The organism is Microbacterium telephonicum (genome assembly GCF_003651225.1).
Classification (GTDB): domain Bacteria; phylum Actinomycetota; class Actinomycetes; order Actinomycetales; family Microbacteriaceae; genus Microbacterium; species Microbacterium telephonicum.
Genome location: NZ_RCDB01000003.1, coordinates 626,879 through 643,260 on the forward strand (window position 1 = coordinate 626,879; position 16,382 = coordinate 643,260).

Annotated in this window: 12 protein-coding genes; 7 read left to right on the forward strand and 5 right to left on the reverse strand. The window is 69.6% G+C overall.

Annotated elements, in window-relative coordinates; all coding sequences use genetic code 11:
- Positions 1-85 precede the first annotated feature (85 nt).
- A complete protein-coding gene (gene glmS, locus C7474_RS12500) occupies positions 86-1,936 on the reverse strand; it encodes a glutamine--fructose-6-phosphate transaminase (isomerizing) (protein WP_121060369.1) in 1,851 nt (616 codons plus the stop codon).
- A gap of 582 nt (positions 1,937-2,518) precedes the next feature.
- Between glmS and C7474_RS12505 the strand changes: the two genes are divergently transcribed.
- The 5 genes from C7474_RS12505 (at position 2,519) to C7474_RS12530 (ending at position 8,067) form a co-directional block, all read left to right on the forward strand.
- A complete protein-coding gene (locus C7474_RS12505; RefSeq protein WP_147436717.1) occupies positions 2,519-3,985 on the forward strand; it encodes a sugar transferase in 1,467 nt (488 codons plus the stop codon).
- Complete coding sequence (locus C7474_RS12510) at positions 3,985-4,869, forward strand: WecB/TagA/CpsF family glycosyltransferase (protein WP_147436718.1); 885 nt, start codon at positions 3,985-3,987, stop codon at positions 4,867-4,869. The genes C7474_RS12505 and C7474_RS12510 overlap by 1 nt, the downstream gene beginning before the upstream one ends.
- 286 nt (positions 4,870-5,155) lie before the next feature.
- Entirely contained in the window at positions 5,156-5,746 is a 591-nt protein-coding gene (locus C7474_RS15070; protein WP_158597339.1) for a hypothetical protein, read from the forward strand.
- A 3-nt stretch (positions 5,747-5,749) separates the two neighbouring features.
- On the forward strand, positions 5,750-7,033 hold the full coding sequence (locus C7474_RS12525) for an MFS transporter (RefSeq protein ID WP_241965234.1): 1,284 nt from the start codon (positions 5,750-5,752) through the stop codon (positions 7,031-7,033).
- A complete protein-coding gene (locus tag C7474_RS12530) occupies positions 7,030-8,067 on the forward strand; it encodes a TolB-like translocation protein (RefSeq protein ID WP_121060374.1) in 1,038 nt (345 codons plus the stop codon). Before C7474_RS12525 ends, C7474_RS12530 begins: the two co-directional genes overlap by 4 nt.
- On the opposite strand, the gene C7474_RS12535 is transcribed toward C7474_RS12530, so the two are convergent.
- On the reverse strand, positions 8,012-8,437 hold the full coding sequence (locus tag C7474_RS12535) for a VanZ family protein (protein WP_158597340.1): 426 nt from the start codon (positions 8,435-8,437) through the stop codon (positions 8,012-8,014). The two genes, C7474_RS12530 and C7474_RS12535, sit on opposite strands and share 56 nt — an antisense overlap.
- Positions 8,438-8,482: 45 nt before the next feature.
- Between C7474_RS12535 and C7474_RS12540 the strand changes: the two genes are divergently transcribed.
- Entirely contained in the window at positions 8,483-11,176 is a 2,694-nt protein-coding gene (locus C7474_RS12540) for a glycosyltransferase (protein ID WP_121060376.1), read from the forward strand.
- Positions 11,177-11,211: 35 nt separating this feature from the next.
- Here C7474_RS12540 and C7474_RS12545 read toward each other — a convergent pair whose 3' ends face one another.
- Genes C7474_RS12545 through C7474_RS12555 form a run of 3 tightly spaced genes read right to left on the reverse strand, consistent with a single transcriptional unit; the run spans position 11,212 to position 14,317 of the window.
- Positions 11,212-12,582 (reverse strand): O-antigen ligase family protein, encoded by a 1,371-nt coding sequence (locus C7474_RS12545; RefSeq protein ID WP_121060377.1) that lies wholly within the window; start codon positions 12,580-12,582, stop codon positions 11,212-11,214.
- Positions 12,583-12,593: 11 nt separating this feature from the next.
- Positions 12,594-13,604, reverse strand: coding sequence for a YveK family protein (locus C7474_RS12550; protein ID WP_147436719.1), 1,011 nt, complete (start codon positions 13,602-13,604; stop codon positions 12,594-12,596).
- Positions 13,499-14,317: a hypothetical protein gene (locus C7474_RS12555; protein ID WP_121060379.1), complete on the reverse strand. Its 819-nt coding sequence runs from the start codon at positions 14,315-14,317 to the stop codon at positions 13,499-13,501. Before C7474_RS12555 ends, C7474_RS12550 begins: the two co-directional genes overlap by 106 nt.
- 127 nt (positions 14,318-14,444) lie before the next feature.
- On the opposite strand from C7474_RS12555, the gene C7474_RS12560 reads away from it, so the two are divergent.
- Positions 14,445-16,379: a DUF4082 domain-containing protein gene (locus C7474_RS12560; RefSeq protein ID WP_158597341.1), complete on the forward strand. Its 1,935-nt coding sequence runs from the start codon at positions 14,445-14,447 to the stop codon at positions 16,377-16,379.
- Positions 16,380-16,382 lie beyond the last annotated feature (3 nt).

A 16,382-nucleotide genomic window follows, 5' to 3' on the forward strand; every position in this document is an offset into this window, starting at 1 on the left:
AGACCGCGGGTGGCACCCGAGGTCTCGTCCGTCCGTTGAGGTCTCGCCGACTCGGACCCCGCGCCGGCGGGCAGGGCGGATGCCGTCACTCGACGGTGACGGACTTCGCGAGGTTGCGGGGCTTGTCGACGTCGAGGCCCTTGGCCGTCGACAGACCCATGGCGAAGATGTGCAGCGGGACGACGGCGAGCAGCGGCTCGAACAGGGGGTCGGCGAGCGGGATGCGCAGCACCTCGTCGGCGAACGGCAGCACGGCGGCGTCGCCCTCTTCGGCGACGACGATGACGCGTGCGCCGCGGGCGCGGATCTCCTGGATGTTGGAGACGACCTTCTTGTGCAGCTCGCCGGAGTGACGCGGCGACGGCACGATCACAAAGACCGGCTGGCCCGGCTCGACGAGGGCGATCGGCCCGTGCTTGAGCTCGCCGGCGGCGAAGCCCTCGGCGTGGATGTACGAGATCTCCTTGAGCTTGAGCGCACCCTCGAGCGCGATCGGGTAGCCCACGTGGCGGCCGAGGAACAGCACCGACTGGGTGTCGGCCATCCAGCGCGAGAACTGCTCGATGTGCTGCTGCTCGTTCTCGAGCACCAACTGGATCTTCTCCGGCACCGCTTCGAGCTCGGCGACCGCCTGGGCCGCAGCATCCGCGTCGAGCGATCCGCGCAGGCGCGCCACGTGGAGTCCGAGCAGGTACAGCGCCGTGATCTGGGCGACGAAGGCCTTGGTGGAGGCGACCGCGACCTCGGGGCCGGCGTGCGTGTAGACGACGGCATCCGATTCGCGCGGGATCGTCGCTCCCTGGGTGTTGCAGATCGAGAGGGTCTTCGCGCCCTGCTCGCGGGCGTACTTGACCGCCATGAGCGTGTCCATCGTCTCGCCCGACTGCGAGATCGACACGACGAGCGTGTCCTCGCCGATCACCGGGTCGCGGTAGCGGAACTCGTGTGCGAGTTCGACGTCGGTCGGGATGCGGGTCCACTGCTCGAGTGCGTACTTGCCGGTCTGCCCGGCGTAAGCGGCCGTACCGCACGCGACGACGATGATGCGGCGGATGCCGGTGAACAGGTCGTCGAGACCCTCGAGCTCGGGGATTACGACCTGGCCGTCGTGCACGCGGCCGCGCACCGTGTTGGCGACGGCCTCGGGCTCCTCGGAGACCTCCTTGGCCATGAACGACGACCAGCCGCCCTTCTCGGCTGCCGACGCGTCCCAGTGCACCTCGAACGGCTCGGCCTCGACGGCGGCGCCGTCGAAGTCGGTCACCTCGACCCCGCCCGGGGTGATCGTGACGATCTGGTCGTGGCCGATCGCGAGGGCGCGGCGGGTGTGCTCGACGAAGGCGGCGACGTCCGAGCCGAGGAAGTTCTCCCCCTCGCCGAGGCCGATCACGAGCGGCGAGTTGCGCCGCGCGCCGACGACGACTCCCGGCTGGTCGCGGTGCATCGCGAGCAACGTGAACGCGCCCTCGAGGCGGCGGGCGACGGCGCGGAAGGCCTCGACGAGGTCTCCGGATGCCGTGAACTCGCGGCCCAGCAGCACGGCGGCGACCTCGGTGTCGGTCTCGCTGCGGAACGTGAAGCCCTCGGCGACGAGCTCGGCCTTCAGTTCGGCGAAGTTCTCGATGATGCCGTTGTGGATGACGGCGAGCCGGTCGTGATCGGCGAGGTGCGGGTGCGCGTTCGCGTCGGTCGGGCCGCCGTGCGTCGCCCAGCGGGTGTGGCCGATGCCGGTCGTGCCGTCGGGCATGCCGTGGGCGGTGAGGTCGTCGCGCAGCACCTGCAGCTTGCCGGCACGCTTGCGCATCTGCAGTTCACCGTCGTCGGAGATGACCGCGATGCCCGTCGAGTCGTAGCCCCGGTACTCGAGGCGGGCGAGGCCCGAGAGCAGGATGTCCTGGCTGGGACGGGGGCCGACGTATCCGACGATTCCACACATGCGGTCCATCGTAGGTCGCGTGCTTTTGCGCGGCGTCCTGACAAAAGCCGGGTGGGCCGGAACAAAGACGGGGCCCTCTGAAATGAGCCGTTGGGGACGGTCGGACTCAGAGGACCCCTACCACGCTTCTCCCGGAGGACCGTTGGGGTGGTCTGATTCCGGAACGCCGCTTGGGGGCAGCTGAGGACGGCGCGGACAGGTGGATTCTATCGAATCGACCTCGACGGCACCCGGAGGGCGGTGGCCGCCACGCGGAACGAATCCGCTCTTCCGCCCACCGAGGGCCTGTGCCATACTCGAGCCACGTCCGCCGCCGAGAGGTGGGACGGAAGCCGAGGGGTCGGCATCCGTGGGACGGAATCCGATCGGGATGGGACCCGGTCGGAGGTCCGGACGCAGTTGGGGGTACGTCTCTTCGGAGCCGTACGTATTGGGGACAGCGGGGTTCGCTCCGCGACTTGGGGACAACGGGGACACTGTCATGGGGAGACGTCTCGACCTGTGCGCACGCGCTGACGCGCGCTGCGCCGTGCATCGGATCACGGGCGCGAGCCCGGCGACGCTCGGGCGCGGGGCACCGCGGTGAGCGCCGCGGCGCCGACCCTGGTGACAGGTGCGGATGCCGTCGGAGCTCCTCGCGTCATGCCGCTGCTCGAGCAGCGACTGACCGAGGTGCGCCGTCTGCGTGCGCGCACCGGGGTCGTGGACACGGCGGTGATCGCCGTCACGGCGGCGATCACCGCCACCCTCGCCGTCTCGCCGGGGATCGTGACCACCGTCACGACGGCCGTCTTCGCCCTCACCTGGGCTGCGGCGCTCGTCGTGCTGCGTGCGCGCGCCCATCGGCACGGCACCGGACGGCGACTGGAGCTGATGCCGATCGCGCATTCCGCGGTCATCGCCGTCGCCGCACTGGCCGTCGCCGCGGTCGCGGCGGGCGGGGACATCGCGGCACCGCATCTGTACGCGACGCTGCCGGTGGCCGCCGCCGGTCTGCTGACGGTGCGGGCCGTGCGGCGCGCATGGTTCATCCGCCGTACGGATGCCGACGCGCTCGCGCCGCGGACCCTCGTGGTCGGGGACGAGGACGGCATCGCCGAGCTCATCCGTTCGCTGTCCACCGACAACGAGATCGGACATCGGATCGTCGGGGCCGCGCTGCGGGGCAGCGACGCCGGCACGATCAGTGTCGGAGCGCAGTCGTATCCGGTGCTGGGGACGCCGGAGCAGGTCGCCGAGATCGCCCGGCAATGCTGCATCGAGACCGTGGTCGTCGCCGGGGGCACCGACGACCCCGACTACCTGAGGAAGTTGTCGTGGAGCCTCGAAGGGGCTGCCACCGATCTCGTCCTCGCGACCCGCCTGGCGGATGTCGCCCGTTCCCGCATCGCCTTCGAGCGATCGAACGGGCTTGCTCTCACCCATGTGAGCCTCCCCAGGTTCGACCGCTCGAGCATGCGCGCCAAGCGCGCACTCGACGTGGTCGTCGCGCTCGCCGCGCTCGTTCCGATCGCGCTGATCACCCCAGTGATCGCGCTGATGATCGCTGTGGACACTCCGGGGGGCGTGTTCTTCCGACAGCGACGGATCGGGCGCGGCGGGCGTGAATTCGACATCCTCAAATTCCGCACGATGACGGCCACCGCCGAGGCCGACCGGGCCGCGCTGGAAGCGGCGAACGAGGGTTCGGGGCCCCTGTTCAAGTTGAAGCACGACCCGCGCGTGACGCGCGTGGGCGCCGTGCTGCGCCGGTTCTCGCTCGACGAGCTGCCGCAGTTCTGGAACGTGCTGATGGGCGAGATGAGCGTGGTGGGGCCGCGGCCTCCCCTCCCGAAGGAAGTCACCGAGTACGACGGGCCGGTGTTCCGCCGCCTGTACGTGCAGCCCGGCATCACCGGGCTCTGGCAGGTGAGCGGCCGCAGCGACCTCAGCTGGGAGCAGTCGGTGCGCCTCGACCTGCACTACGTGGAGAACTGGTCGCTCGCGACCGACTTGCAGATCATCGCCCGCACCGCCGCGGTGATGGTCCGGCCGAAGGGGGCCTACTGATGTCTCGTAACAGCCTCATCCTCACCCCGCCCGTTCCGGGAGTGCGGCGCCGCGCGCGCCCGATCACCCGTGCGGTGCCGACCGTCGCCGACGACGCGGCGGTGCTGAGCCAGACGATCGCGATCGGCGGCAGCCCGGTGCACCTTGTCGACGAACGGCAGGCGCGCCGGGTGATCGCTCGGGCGATGCACGAGACGGATGCCGCCCCGCTCGGCGTCTGCTCGGTGAACCTCGACCACGTCCACCACTTCGCGAAGTCGGGCGACTCGTTCGCCTCCGATGACCGCGTGCGCTGGATGAACCTCATCGACGGGGCGCCGATCGCCGTGCAGGCACGGAAGATGACCGGTATCGCCTATCCGCGACTCGCCGGCAGCGACATCATCTCCGGGATCCTCGACGATCTCGGAGCCTCCGGCCTGTCGGTGGCGGTCGTCGGCGGGTCCGACGCCGTCACTGAGCCGTTGCGGCAGCGGCTGGCATCCGGCTGGCCCGGTCTTCGCTTCGCCGGTCACTTCACCCCGAGTCGTGACGATCTCGCCTCACCGGCGAAGAACCGCGAGCTCTGCGCGCGCCTACAGGACGCGCAGGCCAACGCGATTCTGGTCTGCCTCGGCAAGCCCCGGCAGGAGCGTTGGATCGCCGACTACGGCCGCGAGTCCGGCGCGCAGGCGCTCCTCGCGTTCGGTGCGGTTGTCGACTTTCTGGCGGGGAAGGTCTCGCGTGCGCCGCAGTGGGTCAGCGACGCGCATGCGGAATGGATGTGGCGGCTCATGCTCGAGCCGAGACGGCTGGCACGGCGGTACCTCATCGAGGGGCCTCCCGCCTATTTCGCCGTGAGGGCGTCGGGCTCGAACCCCGGGGGGCGACGAGCCGCCACATGAGAGGCGCGCCCGCCTCATGCCCCCACATCGGGGCGGGCGCGTCACTTGTCGTTCACCATCCCGTCCGATTCGGGTGTTCCGCATCAGCGCCGAGCGGAGTACAGTCGGGCGCAGAGCCGTCGCTGGGGAAACGACGACGGCGAGGCCGCGGGGGCGGCCGACTGCAGTACACATGGGGAAGGTCGTCGATGTTCGACGGCCGCACACTGGGGGCACGTGCATGGGGACACGGCAGAGCGCGCGAGCGCGCGCGGAATCGAAAGAGCGCGGCGGGGTGACACCCGGAATGCGGTGGGTCATCGCCGCCGTCGCGCTCGTCGTCGCGGGCGGACTCGGCTGGGCGATGACGCTCGGCCTGACCCGCTCGGCCGACACGGCGGACGTCGCTGACGGCGCGGATGGGGCCGCGCCGTCAGCAACCCCCGCGGCGCAGACCGTCGAGCCGACGCCGGTGGACGGCAGCGAGGTGCTGCCGCCGCAGCGGGCGCAGACGGCTTCGGACCGCCTGCCGCCCCTGCCCCAGGCGACCCCGCGGATCACGGTGCCACTTCCCGCGAGCGCGGCAACATCGGGCGGGCTCGTCGACGGCTTCCCGGCCGAGCTCGCCGGGCCGACTCCCGCGTCCGACGTGATCGACAGTTCGATCGCGAGCGACGGCTCGACGGCGCAGGTCGCGCTGACGGCTCGCACCGACGAGGCACCAGATTCCGTCATCGAGACGTTCCGCTCGCGATGGACGGAGGCAGGACTCGCGCCGGCGACAGCCTCGGATGCCGCCCTCGCCTTCGCAGACGGCTACACCGCGATCAGCCTCGCCGTCTCGACGACCGGGACCGGCACCGTCTACACGGTGTACGCGACACTGCGGACGGAGTGACGCGTGTACATATCGCTGACCAACTCACCCACGCCTGCATCCGACGCGCCGCCCGCGAAGCGTGGACCGCGCGGTATCCGGACCGTCTCGTCGACGGTGATCACCCTCGGCATCGTCTCGATGCTCACCGACATCTCGTCGGAGTCGGTCTCGGCGATCCTGCCGCTGTACATCACCGGGTTCCTCGGTCTGTCGACCATCGCGTTCGGCGTGCTCGACGGGCTCTACCAGGGCACGAGCGCGGTCGTGCGGATCGCCGGCGGGTACGCGTCGGACCGGCTCGACCAGCCGAAGTGGGTCGCCTTCGTCGGCTACGCGCTCGCCGCCGTCGCCCGCGTCGGGCTGCTGTTCTGGTCGGGGTTTGCCGCGCTGACCGCGGTCATCACGGCCGACCGGATCGGCAAAGGCATCCGCACCGCGCCGCGTGACGCGCTCATCACCGCGACGAGCGACCCGGCCCGGCTCGCCTCGGCGTTCGGCGTGCACCGGATGCTCGACAACATCGGCGCGGCGATCGGACCGTTCCTCGCGTTCGTCATCCTGCTCGTGGTGCCCGATGGCTTCCACGTCGTGTTCGTGGCGTCGCTCGCGTTCGCGGCGATCGGCGTCGCGATCCTCGCGCTCGTCGTGCCCAACGTACGACGTCGCCGGGCCGCCGGCCCCTCTCGCGTGAGGGTGCCGTGGCGCGATGTGGTGCGCGGTCCGATGCGCCGCGTACTCGCCGCCGCCGGTGTGCTCGGACTCGTCACGATCGGCGACGGCTTCGTCTACCTGGTGCTGCAGGCGCGCAGCGACTTCGCCGCGATGTGGTTCCCGCTGCTGTACGTGGGAACGAACGTCGCGTTCCTCGCGCTGGCGATCCCACTCGGACGACTCGCCGACCGCATCGGTCGGGCTCGGGTGTTCGTCTGGGGTCACGCGGGACTGCTCGCCGCGTACGTCGTCGCCGTGCTGCCGATGGCAGACGTCGCCGCGACGATCCTATGCCTCGCATTTCTGGGCGGCTTCTACGCCGCCACCGACGGGGTGCTCTCGGCACTCACCTCGCAGCTGTCGTCGCCCGACGGCCGCGCGACCGCGATCGCGAGCGCGCAGACGGTCGTCGCGATCGCCCGCTTCGTCTCAGCCGCCGGATTCGGCGTGCTCTGGTTCGCCCTCGGCCGCGACGCCGCGATGCTCGTCGTCGCCGTCGTGCTGGCTGTCGCGATCCCGCTGGTCGCGCTGCTGCTGCGCCCGTTGCTCCGCGCGCCGGGTGCCGGTATCGCCGCGTCACGGGAGGCGGAGTGAAGACGCGCACATCTTGGCTCGTCATCGCCGGGTTCTCGGTCGTCGCGCTCGGCGCCACCGGCGCGGTCGGCGCATCGGCGTGGGCGGACTATCAATCCCGCCAGCTCGCACCGAGCTCCGTGTCGACGACGGATGCCGCGAAGCTCACCGGTGCGGGGCGGGTGGTGTTCCGCAACACCGCAGCGGGCGCCGGGTATGGGCACGTGGCATCCGTGCCGCATGACGCGCCCGGCGCCGAACGCGAGGTGTCCGTGATCGCCTGCGACCGTGTCGACGCGACGGCGGACGAGGTCTCCTGCCTGCGCACGGTTCGCGGGATCACTCCTCTATATACAGGCACGCTCTACGGCGCCGACGGCGACGAGCGGGGCACCTGGCCGCTGACCGGAATCCCGAGTCGCACGCGCCTCTCCGATGACGGCTCGATGATCGCGACGACTGCCTTCGTCACGGGCCACTCCTACGCGACGATCGGCTTCTCGACCGCGACGACGATCCACTCCCCCGACGGCGCCGACCTCGGCAACCTCGAGGAGTGGACCCTGCTGATCGACGGACAGGTCAGCGCTCCGGTCGATCGCAACTACTGGGGAATCACGTTCGCCGACGACGACACGTTCTATGCCACCGCCGGCATGACTACCCAGGGCGTCACGTACCTGGTGCGCGGATCGATCGCGGCGCGGACGATGGAGACCCTCGCGACGAACGTCGAGTGCCCGTCGCTGTCGCCCGACGGCACCCGTGTCGCCTTCAAACGGGTGACAGCCGGGTCGGGCCCGACGGTGCACTGGACGCCGGCGATCTACGACCTCGCGACGGGCGCCGTGTCGCTGCTGCCGGAGAAGCGCTCGATCGACGACCAGATCGAGTGGCTCGACGACGACACGATCCTCTACGGGATGCCGCGGGTCGGTGTCGCCGGCGACACCGATGTGTGGTCGCTGGCGGCAGACGGGTCAGGCGGGCCGGAGGTCTTCATCGAGCACGCGTGGTCTCCGTCGGTCGTGCGGGGCGGTGACGGCGGACGATGAGCCAGGCGATGAGCGCACCGAGAAGAGTGCCGAGGGCGTTGGCGACGATGTCGCGAAGGCTCGTGACACGATTCGGCAGCAACGTCTGGATCAGCTCCGCCGACACCGACAGGCCGACCGCAAGGAGCATCCCGACCCATGGCCGCCCTGACAGCATCGTCAGCAGAAGCCCGAGGGGAAGGAAGAGAAGGATGTTCGCCGCGAACTCCACCCACCCCTGTCGCACGACGCCTCCGCCCGGGAACGATTGGAGCAGCGTGGTCAGCCGTTCCACGATCTCGCCCGGTCCGACGGGCGAGAGCAGGAGAGCGACCGCAAGAAGGACGTACACGATGAGCGCGATGCCGATTCGACGGCGGAACTGGGGCACACCGACACTGTCGCACACGGACCCGCACGGCCCCGGGGTCTGCTGATGAACACTGCCGAATCAGCGCCGGAGTTCCGGCCGGAGGGTCGCGCGGACGTCGCGATCGTCGTCGTCACCTACAACAGTTGCGCCGACCTCGACGGCCTGATCGCCTCGGTGCGCGAAGAGGCGCGTCACGTCTCCATCCGGTTGATCATCGCCGACAACTCCTCCAGCGATGACTCGCTCATGCGAGCTCGCGCCCATTCCGACGTCGTCGTCGTCTCGACGGGAGGCAACCTCGGCTACGCAGGCGGCATCAACGTAGCGATGCGCCGGATGGGTGACGTCGAATCGATCCTGATCCTCAACCCCGATCTGCGGATCGAGCCTGGCGCGGTGGCGCGACTGCTGACCACCCTGCGCGGCGAGGCTTCCATCGGGGCTGTCGTCCCGCGGATGCTCGACGCCGATGGCAACCTCTACCTTTCGCTGCGGCGGGAGCCGACGTTGTTGCGTGCGGCAGCCGATGCGGTGCTCGGAAGACGATGGATTGGTCGCCCGGCACCGCTGTCCGAGTACGTGCGCACTCCCTCAGACTATGTCCGAGCCCGCGACGTGGATTGGGCGACGGGTGCCGCGATCATGGTGCGCGCGAGCGTCGCGGAAGCGGTCGGCGAGTGGGATGAGCGCTTCTTCCTCTACTCAGAGGAGACGGACTACCTGCGGCGTGTCCGCGTCCTCGGATGGCGGGTGCGCTATGAGCCCGAGGCCACCGTCGTGCACCGACGTGGCGGTTCGGGTGTGTCGGATGAACTCACTGCGCTGACGGTCGTCAATCGCGTGAGGTATGCGCAAAAGCACCACCCTCGGACGGCGGGGATGTATCGCCTACTGGTGCGCGCCGGCGAGCAGTTGCGGCGCGCCGACCGAACCCACGATCGCGCGCGCTGGGCGCTTGCCCGCGTCGATCGGTGGGCCCTCCTGCCGCGGGCCACGTACGACCCCCTCCCTGTGCCCACGTTCCCGGAAGCGTGTGTGATCATCCCGGCGCACAACGAGGCCGCGGTCATCGATCGCACTCTCGCCCCGCTGTCCGATCTCGCCGCGGCTGGGCGAATCGAGGTGATCGTCTCCTGCAATGGCTGCTCCGACGATACGGCGGCGCGCGCTGCCGCCCGTCCGGGGGTGCGGGTGATCGAGTCTCCCATCGGCTCCAAGGTCGCCGCGATCGACGCGGCGGAGCGCGTGGCGACGATGTGGCCGCGCGTGTACCTCGACGCCGACGTGGTGCTCTCGCCGCGAGCCCTCGCGGCGCTCGTGGCCGAGCTCGACGACGAGCAACCCCTCGCGGGCCGTCCTGTCGCCGTCGTCGACGCCGAAGCGTCATCTCGCACCGTGCGCCGCTACCAGCGCGCCCGCGAACGGATGCCGTCGCTGTCCACGCATCTGTGGGGCGCGGGCATCTATGCCCTCAACGCCGCTGCGCGTGCGCGATTCGATGAGTTCCCCAAGGTGATCGCCGACGATGTGTTCGTCGACGAGATGTTCGCGCCCGAGGAGAAGCGGATCGTCGCGACCGACCCGGTCATCGTCCAGGCGCCACGTGACTCGGCGAGCCTGATCGGCGTGCTCACACGAGCTCGGCGCGGCCCTGCACAGCAGGGTGTCGACTCAGGCCGCGAGACGGTGCGGGAGCTGGGCAGATCGGTGCGCGGCCCGGCGAGCGCGGCGGACGCAGTGACCTACCTCGCCTTCGCTGGCCGTGCCCGCCTTCGCGCGCGACGCACGTCATCGGTATGGGAGCGCGACGATTCGACGCGGATACCGCTTCATACCGCTACCGCTACCGCAGCCGCAGCCGCAGCCGCAGCCGCAGCCGCGCCGATGATCACGCCTCCCCTGCGGATGGACCACGTCGTCCTCACCCGCTTCAATCTGCCGACGCCGGGGCCCGAGAGCCTCATCCGCGCGCAAGAGGGGTGGCTGCGCAACCGCATCGCACTCTTCGAGCGCTACACAGTGCCGAGCATGAAAGCGCAGTCGACAGACGCCTTCACCTGGGTCGTCTACGTCGACCCGCTCAGCCCGACATGGCTGCTCGACTCGCTCGCCGTACACGAAGCGGCGGGAGTGCTGCACGTCCTCCCCCGCGAGAGCGTCACGTGGCGCGATGCGGCGGCAGATGCGCGGGCGATCAGCGGAGCGCACGGCGACCTCCTGGTCACGACCAACCTCGACAACGACGACGCCGTGGGCTCGGACTTCATCGCCCGCATCCAACAGGCTGCACAGACGACGCCGCGGGCCGCGATCTACCTGCGAGATGGACTCGTCATCGCCGGAGACGAGGTCTACCTGCGTCGCGATCCCGACAACGCGTTCTGCAGCGTTTCCGAACCTTGGAGCGCCGAACCGCTGACGGCGTGGCGGGACTGGCACACCATGTTGCACCGACATCTGCCCGCCGTGTCGGTGTCGGGTGAGCCCGGTTGGCTGCAGGTCATCCACGGCCAGAACGTGAGCAATCGCGCACGTGGGCGACGTGTCTCGCCGCGACGATACGACGCGCGTTTCCCCGGCCTGCTCGACACCATCCCGGTGCCGAGCCGAGTCGAGTTGGCCTCGGACAGCCTCCTCCAGCGCCCCCTCCGCGCCGCTGTCGACACGGCACGCGGCGCGGCGAAGGCGACGGTGCTCGCCGTCGCCGGCAAGGACGGGCTCGACTCGGTGAAGGAACGCCTGGCCCGGGTGGGGTGAGCATCCGCGGTACCGGCTGGATGCCGTCGGCGCATTCACCGAGTTCGCGCGGCGATGCTCCGATCCGCCGCACCGACCGTGCGCACCGCACCCGCGAGCCCGACGAGCAGGAACGGCAGGGCCGCCGCGATCGGGAATGAGAGGCCGTCGAAGAACCCGAAGAGTACGGCCACCGTCACGAGCGATGCGACGAGGGCATGCCCGATGAGCGGCACGTCGGTGTGGATGGAGACGCGCGCCGCGTGGAGCGAACTCCAGACACCGGCGACGAACAGCGCGACCACTGTCAGGACTCCCAGGACTCCGAGCTCCACAGCGAGAAGCACCCACTGGTTGTCGAAGATGTAGTACCTCGGCAGAAATGTGCCGAACCCGTTGCCGTAGACCGGCGACGTCGACACGAAAAGCGGGGCACGATCGAGCGCGTTGACTCGTGACGTCGTACTCGCGTCGCTTCCGGCGCTGCTGAAGAGCCCAACCATCGTTCCCAGCAGCCCGGGCACCGCCACCACGACGATCGCCGCCAATGCGCTGGCGCCGATGATGACCGGCATGCGGGTGCGCCGAGGAAGACCGGGAATGAGCGCGATCAGCGCGACGCCGATCCCGACGACGGCCGACCGTGACACCGCCAGGAACGACGCCAGCCCGATCGCCCCGACCGGCACCCACCAGAGGACGCGCCGTGCTGCGCTGACCGGATGAAAGCCGTGACCGATCGCCGCGGCGACCGCGAGCGGGAGGACGGCGCTGAGAGCCGTCGCATACTCGAGCGGGTGCGTCGCCGTGCCCGAGGAACGGGTGAATGAGCCACGTGCATCGACGCCGCCGTCGACGCCGGTCATGCCCGGTAACGCACCGAAGATCTCGATGAGGTTCTGCCCCGTCACGAACTGTGCGATTCCTAGAGCGGCCAGGAGCGCACCCGCGATGACCACCCGGCGCAGCACTCGCGACAACTCACGTACGGTACGGATGCCGTCCATCGCCACCAGCATGACCCCGCCCCACGACAGCAGCCGCAGCACGCCGGTGACGGCCGGGCTGATCTGGTCGAAGGGCTGTCCTCGCAGCAAGGACGCCGCGAGACTGACCAGCGCGATGACGATGAGCGCCCCGTACGCGAGCTTGGCCGGTTGCCACACCGGCCGCACCGAGAAGCTGGGCGCCTGCAGTCGCGCGAGACTCCACCACGCCAGCAGGCACAGCCCCCACAGGAACGACGGTCGTCCGAGCGAGCCGAGTATCGCGATGCCCACGTTGGAGGGCACCGCGAACAGCAACACGAGGTAGACGGTGAGCATCGTGGTCGCATCGATCCCGCGACGCCGCACCGAGGTCGCCTGCGCCGCGGCCATCGGATGCGCGATGGATCGCCGCGTGAGCGCCACGGTGACCCCGTCCATCGCCGCTCGCCCTACCTCGAGGCCAGGTGCGCGCCCGCGGCCACGGCGTCCATCTCGCCCACGCCCTCATCCGTGGCACCGGGGGGCCCGCCGAAGCCGTCGTCGGCCGCCTCCCCGACAGGGGGCTTTTCGCGCGTGGCGCGCGACCGCGAGCGGCCGGCGCGCGGGGGCCGGCCGCGAACGTGCTCGACCGCATCCGCGTCCGCTTCTGCATCCAGTCGGAGATCAGCGGCGTCGGCGGCTTCCTGGTCGACGTCGGAAGCCGCATCTGCCGCAGGTTCGGCGGCCGTCGTGGGCGATGCGGGCGCGACACGGCGACGCCGCGCCCGTGAGATCAGGAGCCCGTCGATCAGCGATGCGGCAATGATCGTCACGACGACGACGCCCGCACCGACGAGTGCGGTCATGGTGAGCCGGTTCTTCTGCTGCACAGTGCTGTGATCGTCGACGGTGATCGTGTTGACGGAGATGCGGTTGTCGGCGGCGATCCCCTGCTCGTCCTGGAGTCGGTCGAGGACGGCGGCGGTGTCGTCGACGAGCCAGCCCACCACCGCGCCGACGGCGGCGTCCGATGGGCCGGTTGCCGTCACGACGATCACCGGGCTCGCCGTGGAGGTGTCCCGGGTCACCTGCACGTCGGTTCCCGGGTAGCGTTCGGCCACGTCGGCGAGCGTATTCGCGGAGCCGACGGCGAGCACCACCACATCCGCAGCCTGTGACAGCCCTCCGATGTACAGGTACGGGTTGCCCCCCTCGGGCACGCTTGTCTCACCTGGGATGAGCAGCTGGCGGGCGCTGCGCTCATACGCCGGTCCGATGCTCACCCATGCGGCGCCGGCGATAGCGATCGCCAACACGATCCCGGGCACGACGATGTACCACCTGCGTCGGAGTCCGCGAAGGGTTTCTGCGAGATTCATGAGACGATCTCCTCGACGCGCCGCCGTTGCGGTGCGATGCGTGCGGCACGCGGAGGCACTCCCCCACGGGCAGCGATCCGGTCGAGCAGTGTCGAGCCCCATGCCGCCATGGCGACGGCGGCGGCGACCAGCGCGGCGAAAGCGATCACGATCGCGCTGCGGGAGGGGTGGATCTCGTCGATCGCGGACGTGAGAGGGACCACGGATGCCGCGATGCGTTCTTCCGGCGCGATCCCGGCCTCAGCCTGGCGTGCGTCGGACGTCGAGAGGACCTGGGCGACGAGCTCCTCCTGCTTGTCCTGGACCCACTCCCGCGTGCGCCCGACGATCTGTACCTCTATCTGCGCGGCCCCGAAGCTGGTCACCCATTGCCCGCCCTCGTTGCGCAGCGAGACCGCGATGCCCTCCCGCACTCCCGCCCCGTAGAACGGCGCATCGGCGCCGGCGTACCGGAATGGCTGTTCGCCACCGTTGATGTCCTGTGCGACGCCATCGGCGAACGCGATCACGCTCGCATCGCGCGCACCGCTGTCAGGAAGAAGGAGTGTCTGGCCGGGAAGGGTGAACACGACCGCCGTACGCGTTGCGTAGATCCCGCCGTCGCGTAAGAGCAGGGCGCCGGCCGCACCCGCGACGACGAGCATCGCGACCAACACATACCAACGCGTCCCCATCGAGCGCAAGAGCTCACGCAGTGTCATCTCATCCCCCCAGACGAAAAGTGACCCCTCCTGATTAAACCACTGATCGATCCTGGAATCGACCGCCGATTTCCTGATGGCTGCGAGTGCTCGGCGCCCGCACCCGACGAACATGAGATTCCTCTCACGCCACGTGAGAGTCCTCGAATGTGCCGGGGGCGGCGCATCTCCGGTTGTTAGCGTGACTCGAAGACTTCGCCCGCACACCCGATGCGCCGACCTCCGAACGAGGCCCACCCCCATGTCACGCCGAATCTCGGGCCGCCGAGCCCGCATCCTCACCGCACTCTCGATCGCCGCCCTCGTGGCAGCCGGCGTCGCACTCCCCGCGAGCGCCGCGCAGCCAGCAACGCGGGGCATCTTCGCCGACGATCTCACCCCGGCGATCGGCATCGACCCCGACCGGCGGACCGTCGAGCTGGGGGTGCGGTTCACGCCGCGATCCGACGGAACGGTGACGGCGTTGCAGTTCTACCGTAGTGCCGCGCAGAAGTCCGCCTACGCGGCGACGCTGTGGGATCCCCGCGGGCGCAAGCTCGCGACGGCTACGCTTCCCGCATCGACGCGAACGGGATGGCAGACGGTCTCGCTTCCTTCGACCGTCTCCGTGGCGGCCGGCCGCACCTACACGGCGTCGTACCTGGCAACAGGCGGCGCCTACGCCGTGACCGAGGATGCGCTCCATCGCGGCAAGCGCACGACCGACTTCATCGTTCCGCGCGGCGGCGGGGTGTATCGCTACGGCGGTGGCATGCCGTCATCCACCCACGCCGGATCGAACTACCTCGTCGACGTCGTCTTCGCACCGTCGGACACTCGGCCGTCCATGCCACGACCGACCGTCACGCCCGCGCCGACGACCTCACCTCGCCCCACCACGTCGCCCCGTCCGACCACGCCGACGCCCTCTCCGACAGCGAACCCGACGACACCCACACCAATCCCGACAGCGAACCCGACGACGCCCCCGCCCACCCCCACACCGCGTCCGACCGACGGGACGGGTAGCGATGCGGGCCTGGATCTCCCGCGTATTCCCTGGGAAGGCGGACCGTCCTATTGGAACCAGTTCTCGGACGCGAAGGACTGGACCGATCCCGCGTTCTTCCCGATCGCCATCTGGTACAACGGGATCAGCTCGGACGCCGAAGTTCAGTGGGACAAGAAGCACGGCATCAACACCTATGCCGGCATGTGGGAAGGCACCGATTTCGGGCTGTTCGAGCGCAACGACGTCTACTGGCTCGGTGGAAAGCTGAACGCGACCTTCCGAGACGACTCTCCTCACTGGCCGGGTGTACTCCTCGACGATGAAGTCGACGGTCGCTTCACCCCGGCGGCGGGCCTGCAGCACCTGAGAGACCTCGCAGCCCCGCACGCCGGCAGCGGAAAGTTCACCTACGCCAACTACACCCAACTCGTGATCGGCTCGGATATGGCCGTTGCCGACCAGCAGGCCTACGTCAATCTTCCCGACGCGGTTTCGCTCGACATGTATTGGTACACGATCCCGTTCTGCGATTGGACCCCGTACCGGGGCAACCTCTACGCAGACCCGGTGCCGCAGTCCACCTGCCGCACCGCGTCCAGCTACGGCAAGGCGATGAACGGGCTCACCCAGCGCGACGCATCGGATGGCTCACTTCAGCCTCGGTGGATGTTCCTGGAGAACCTCAACGGACTGTCGGGCCAGTCACACGTCGCATACATCACACCCGCGCAGGTGAAGGGGGCGGCGATGAGCTCAGTCATCAACGAGGCGCGCGGCCTGTTCTGGTTCAACCAGTCCTTCACCGGACCCTGCCAGGCCTCGAGCGCGCTGCGGCAGGCGCAGACGCAAGGCGCACGCTTCTGCGGGTACCCGCAGATGGAGGCGATGGGGCAGGTCAACACCTTCATCCAGTCGCTCGCGCCGGTGATCAACACGCAGTCGTACTCGTGGACGTTCGGCACCGGCCTGGACACGATGTTGAAGACCTACGGCGGTGACGCGTACATCTTCGCCATGACCGACGGGACGACCGGCGCACGCACCTTCACCCTGCCCCCGGGCATCGACGGCAAGAGCGTCGAGGTCGTCGGGGAGGATCGCAGCCTCGCCGTCGAGGGCACGACGTTCAGCGACGGGTTCGCGGCCGAATCGACGTACCACGTGTACAGGATCGCGCTCGATTAGGAC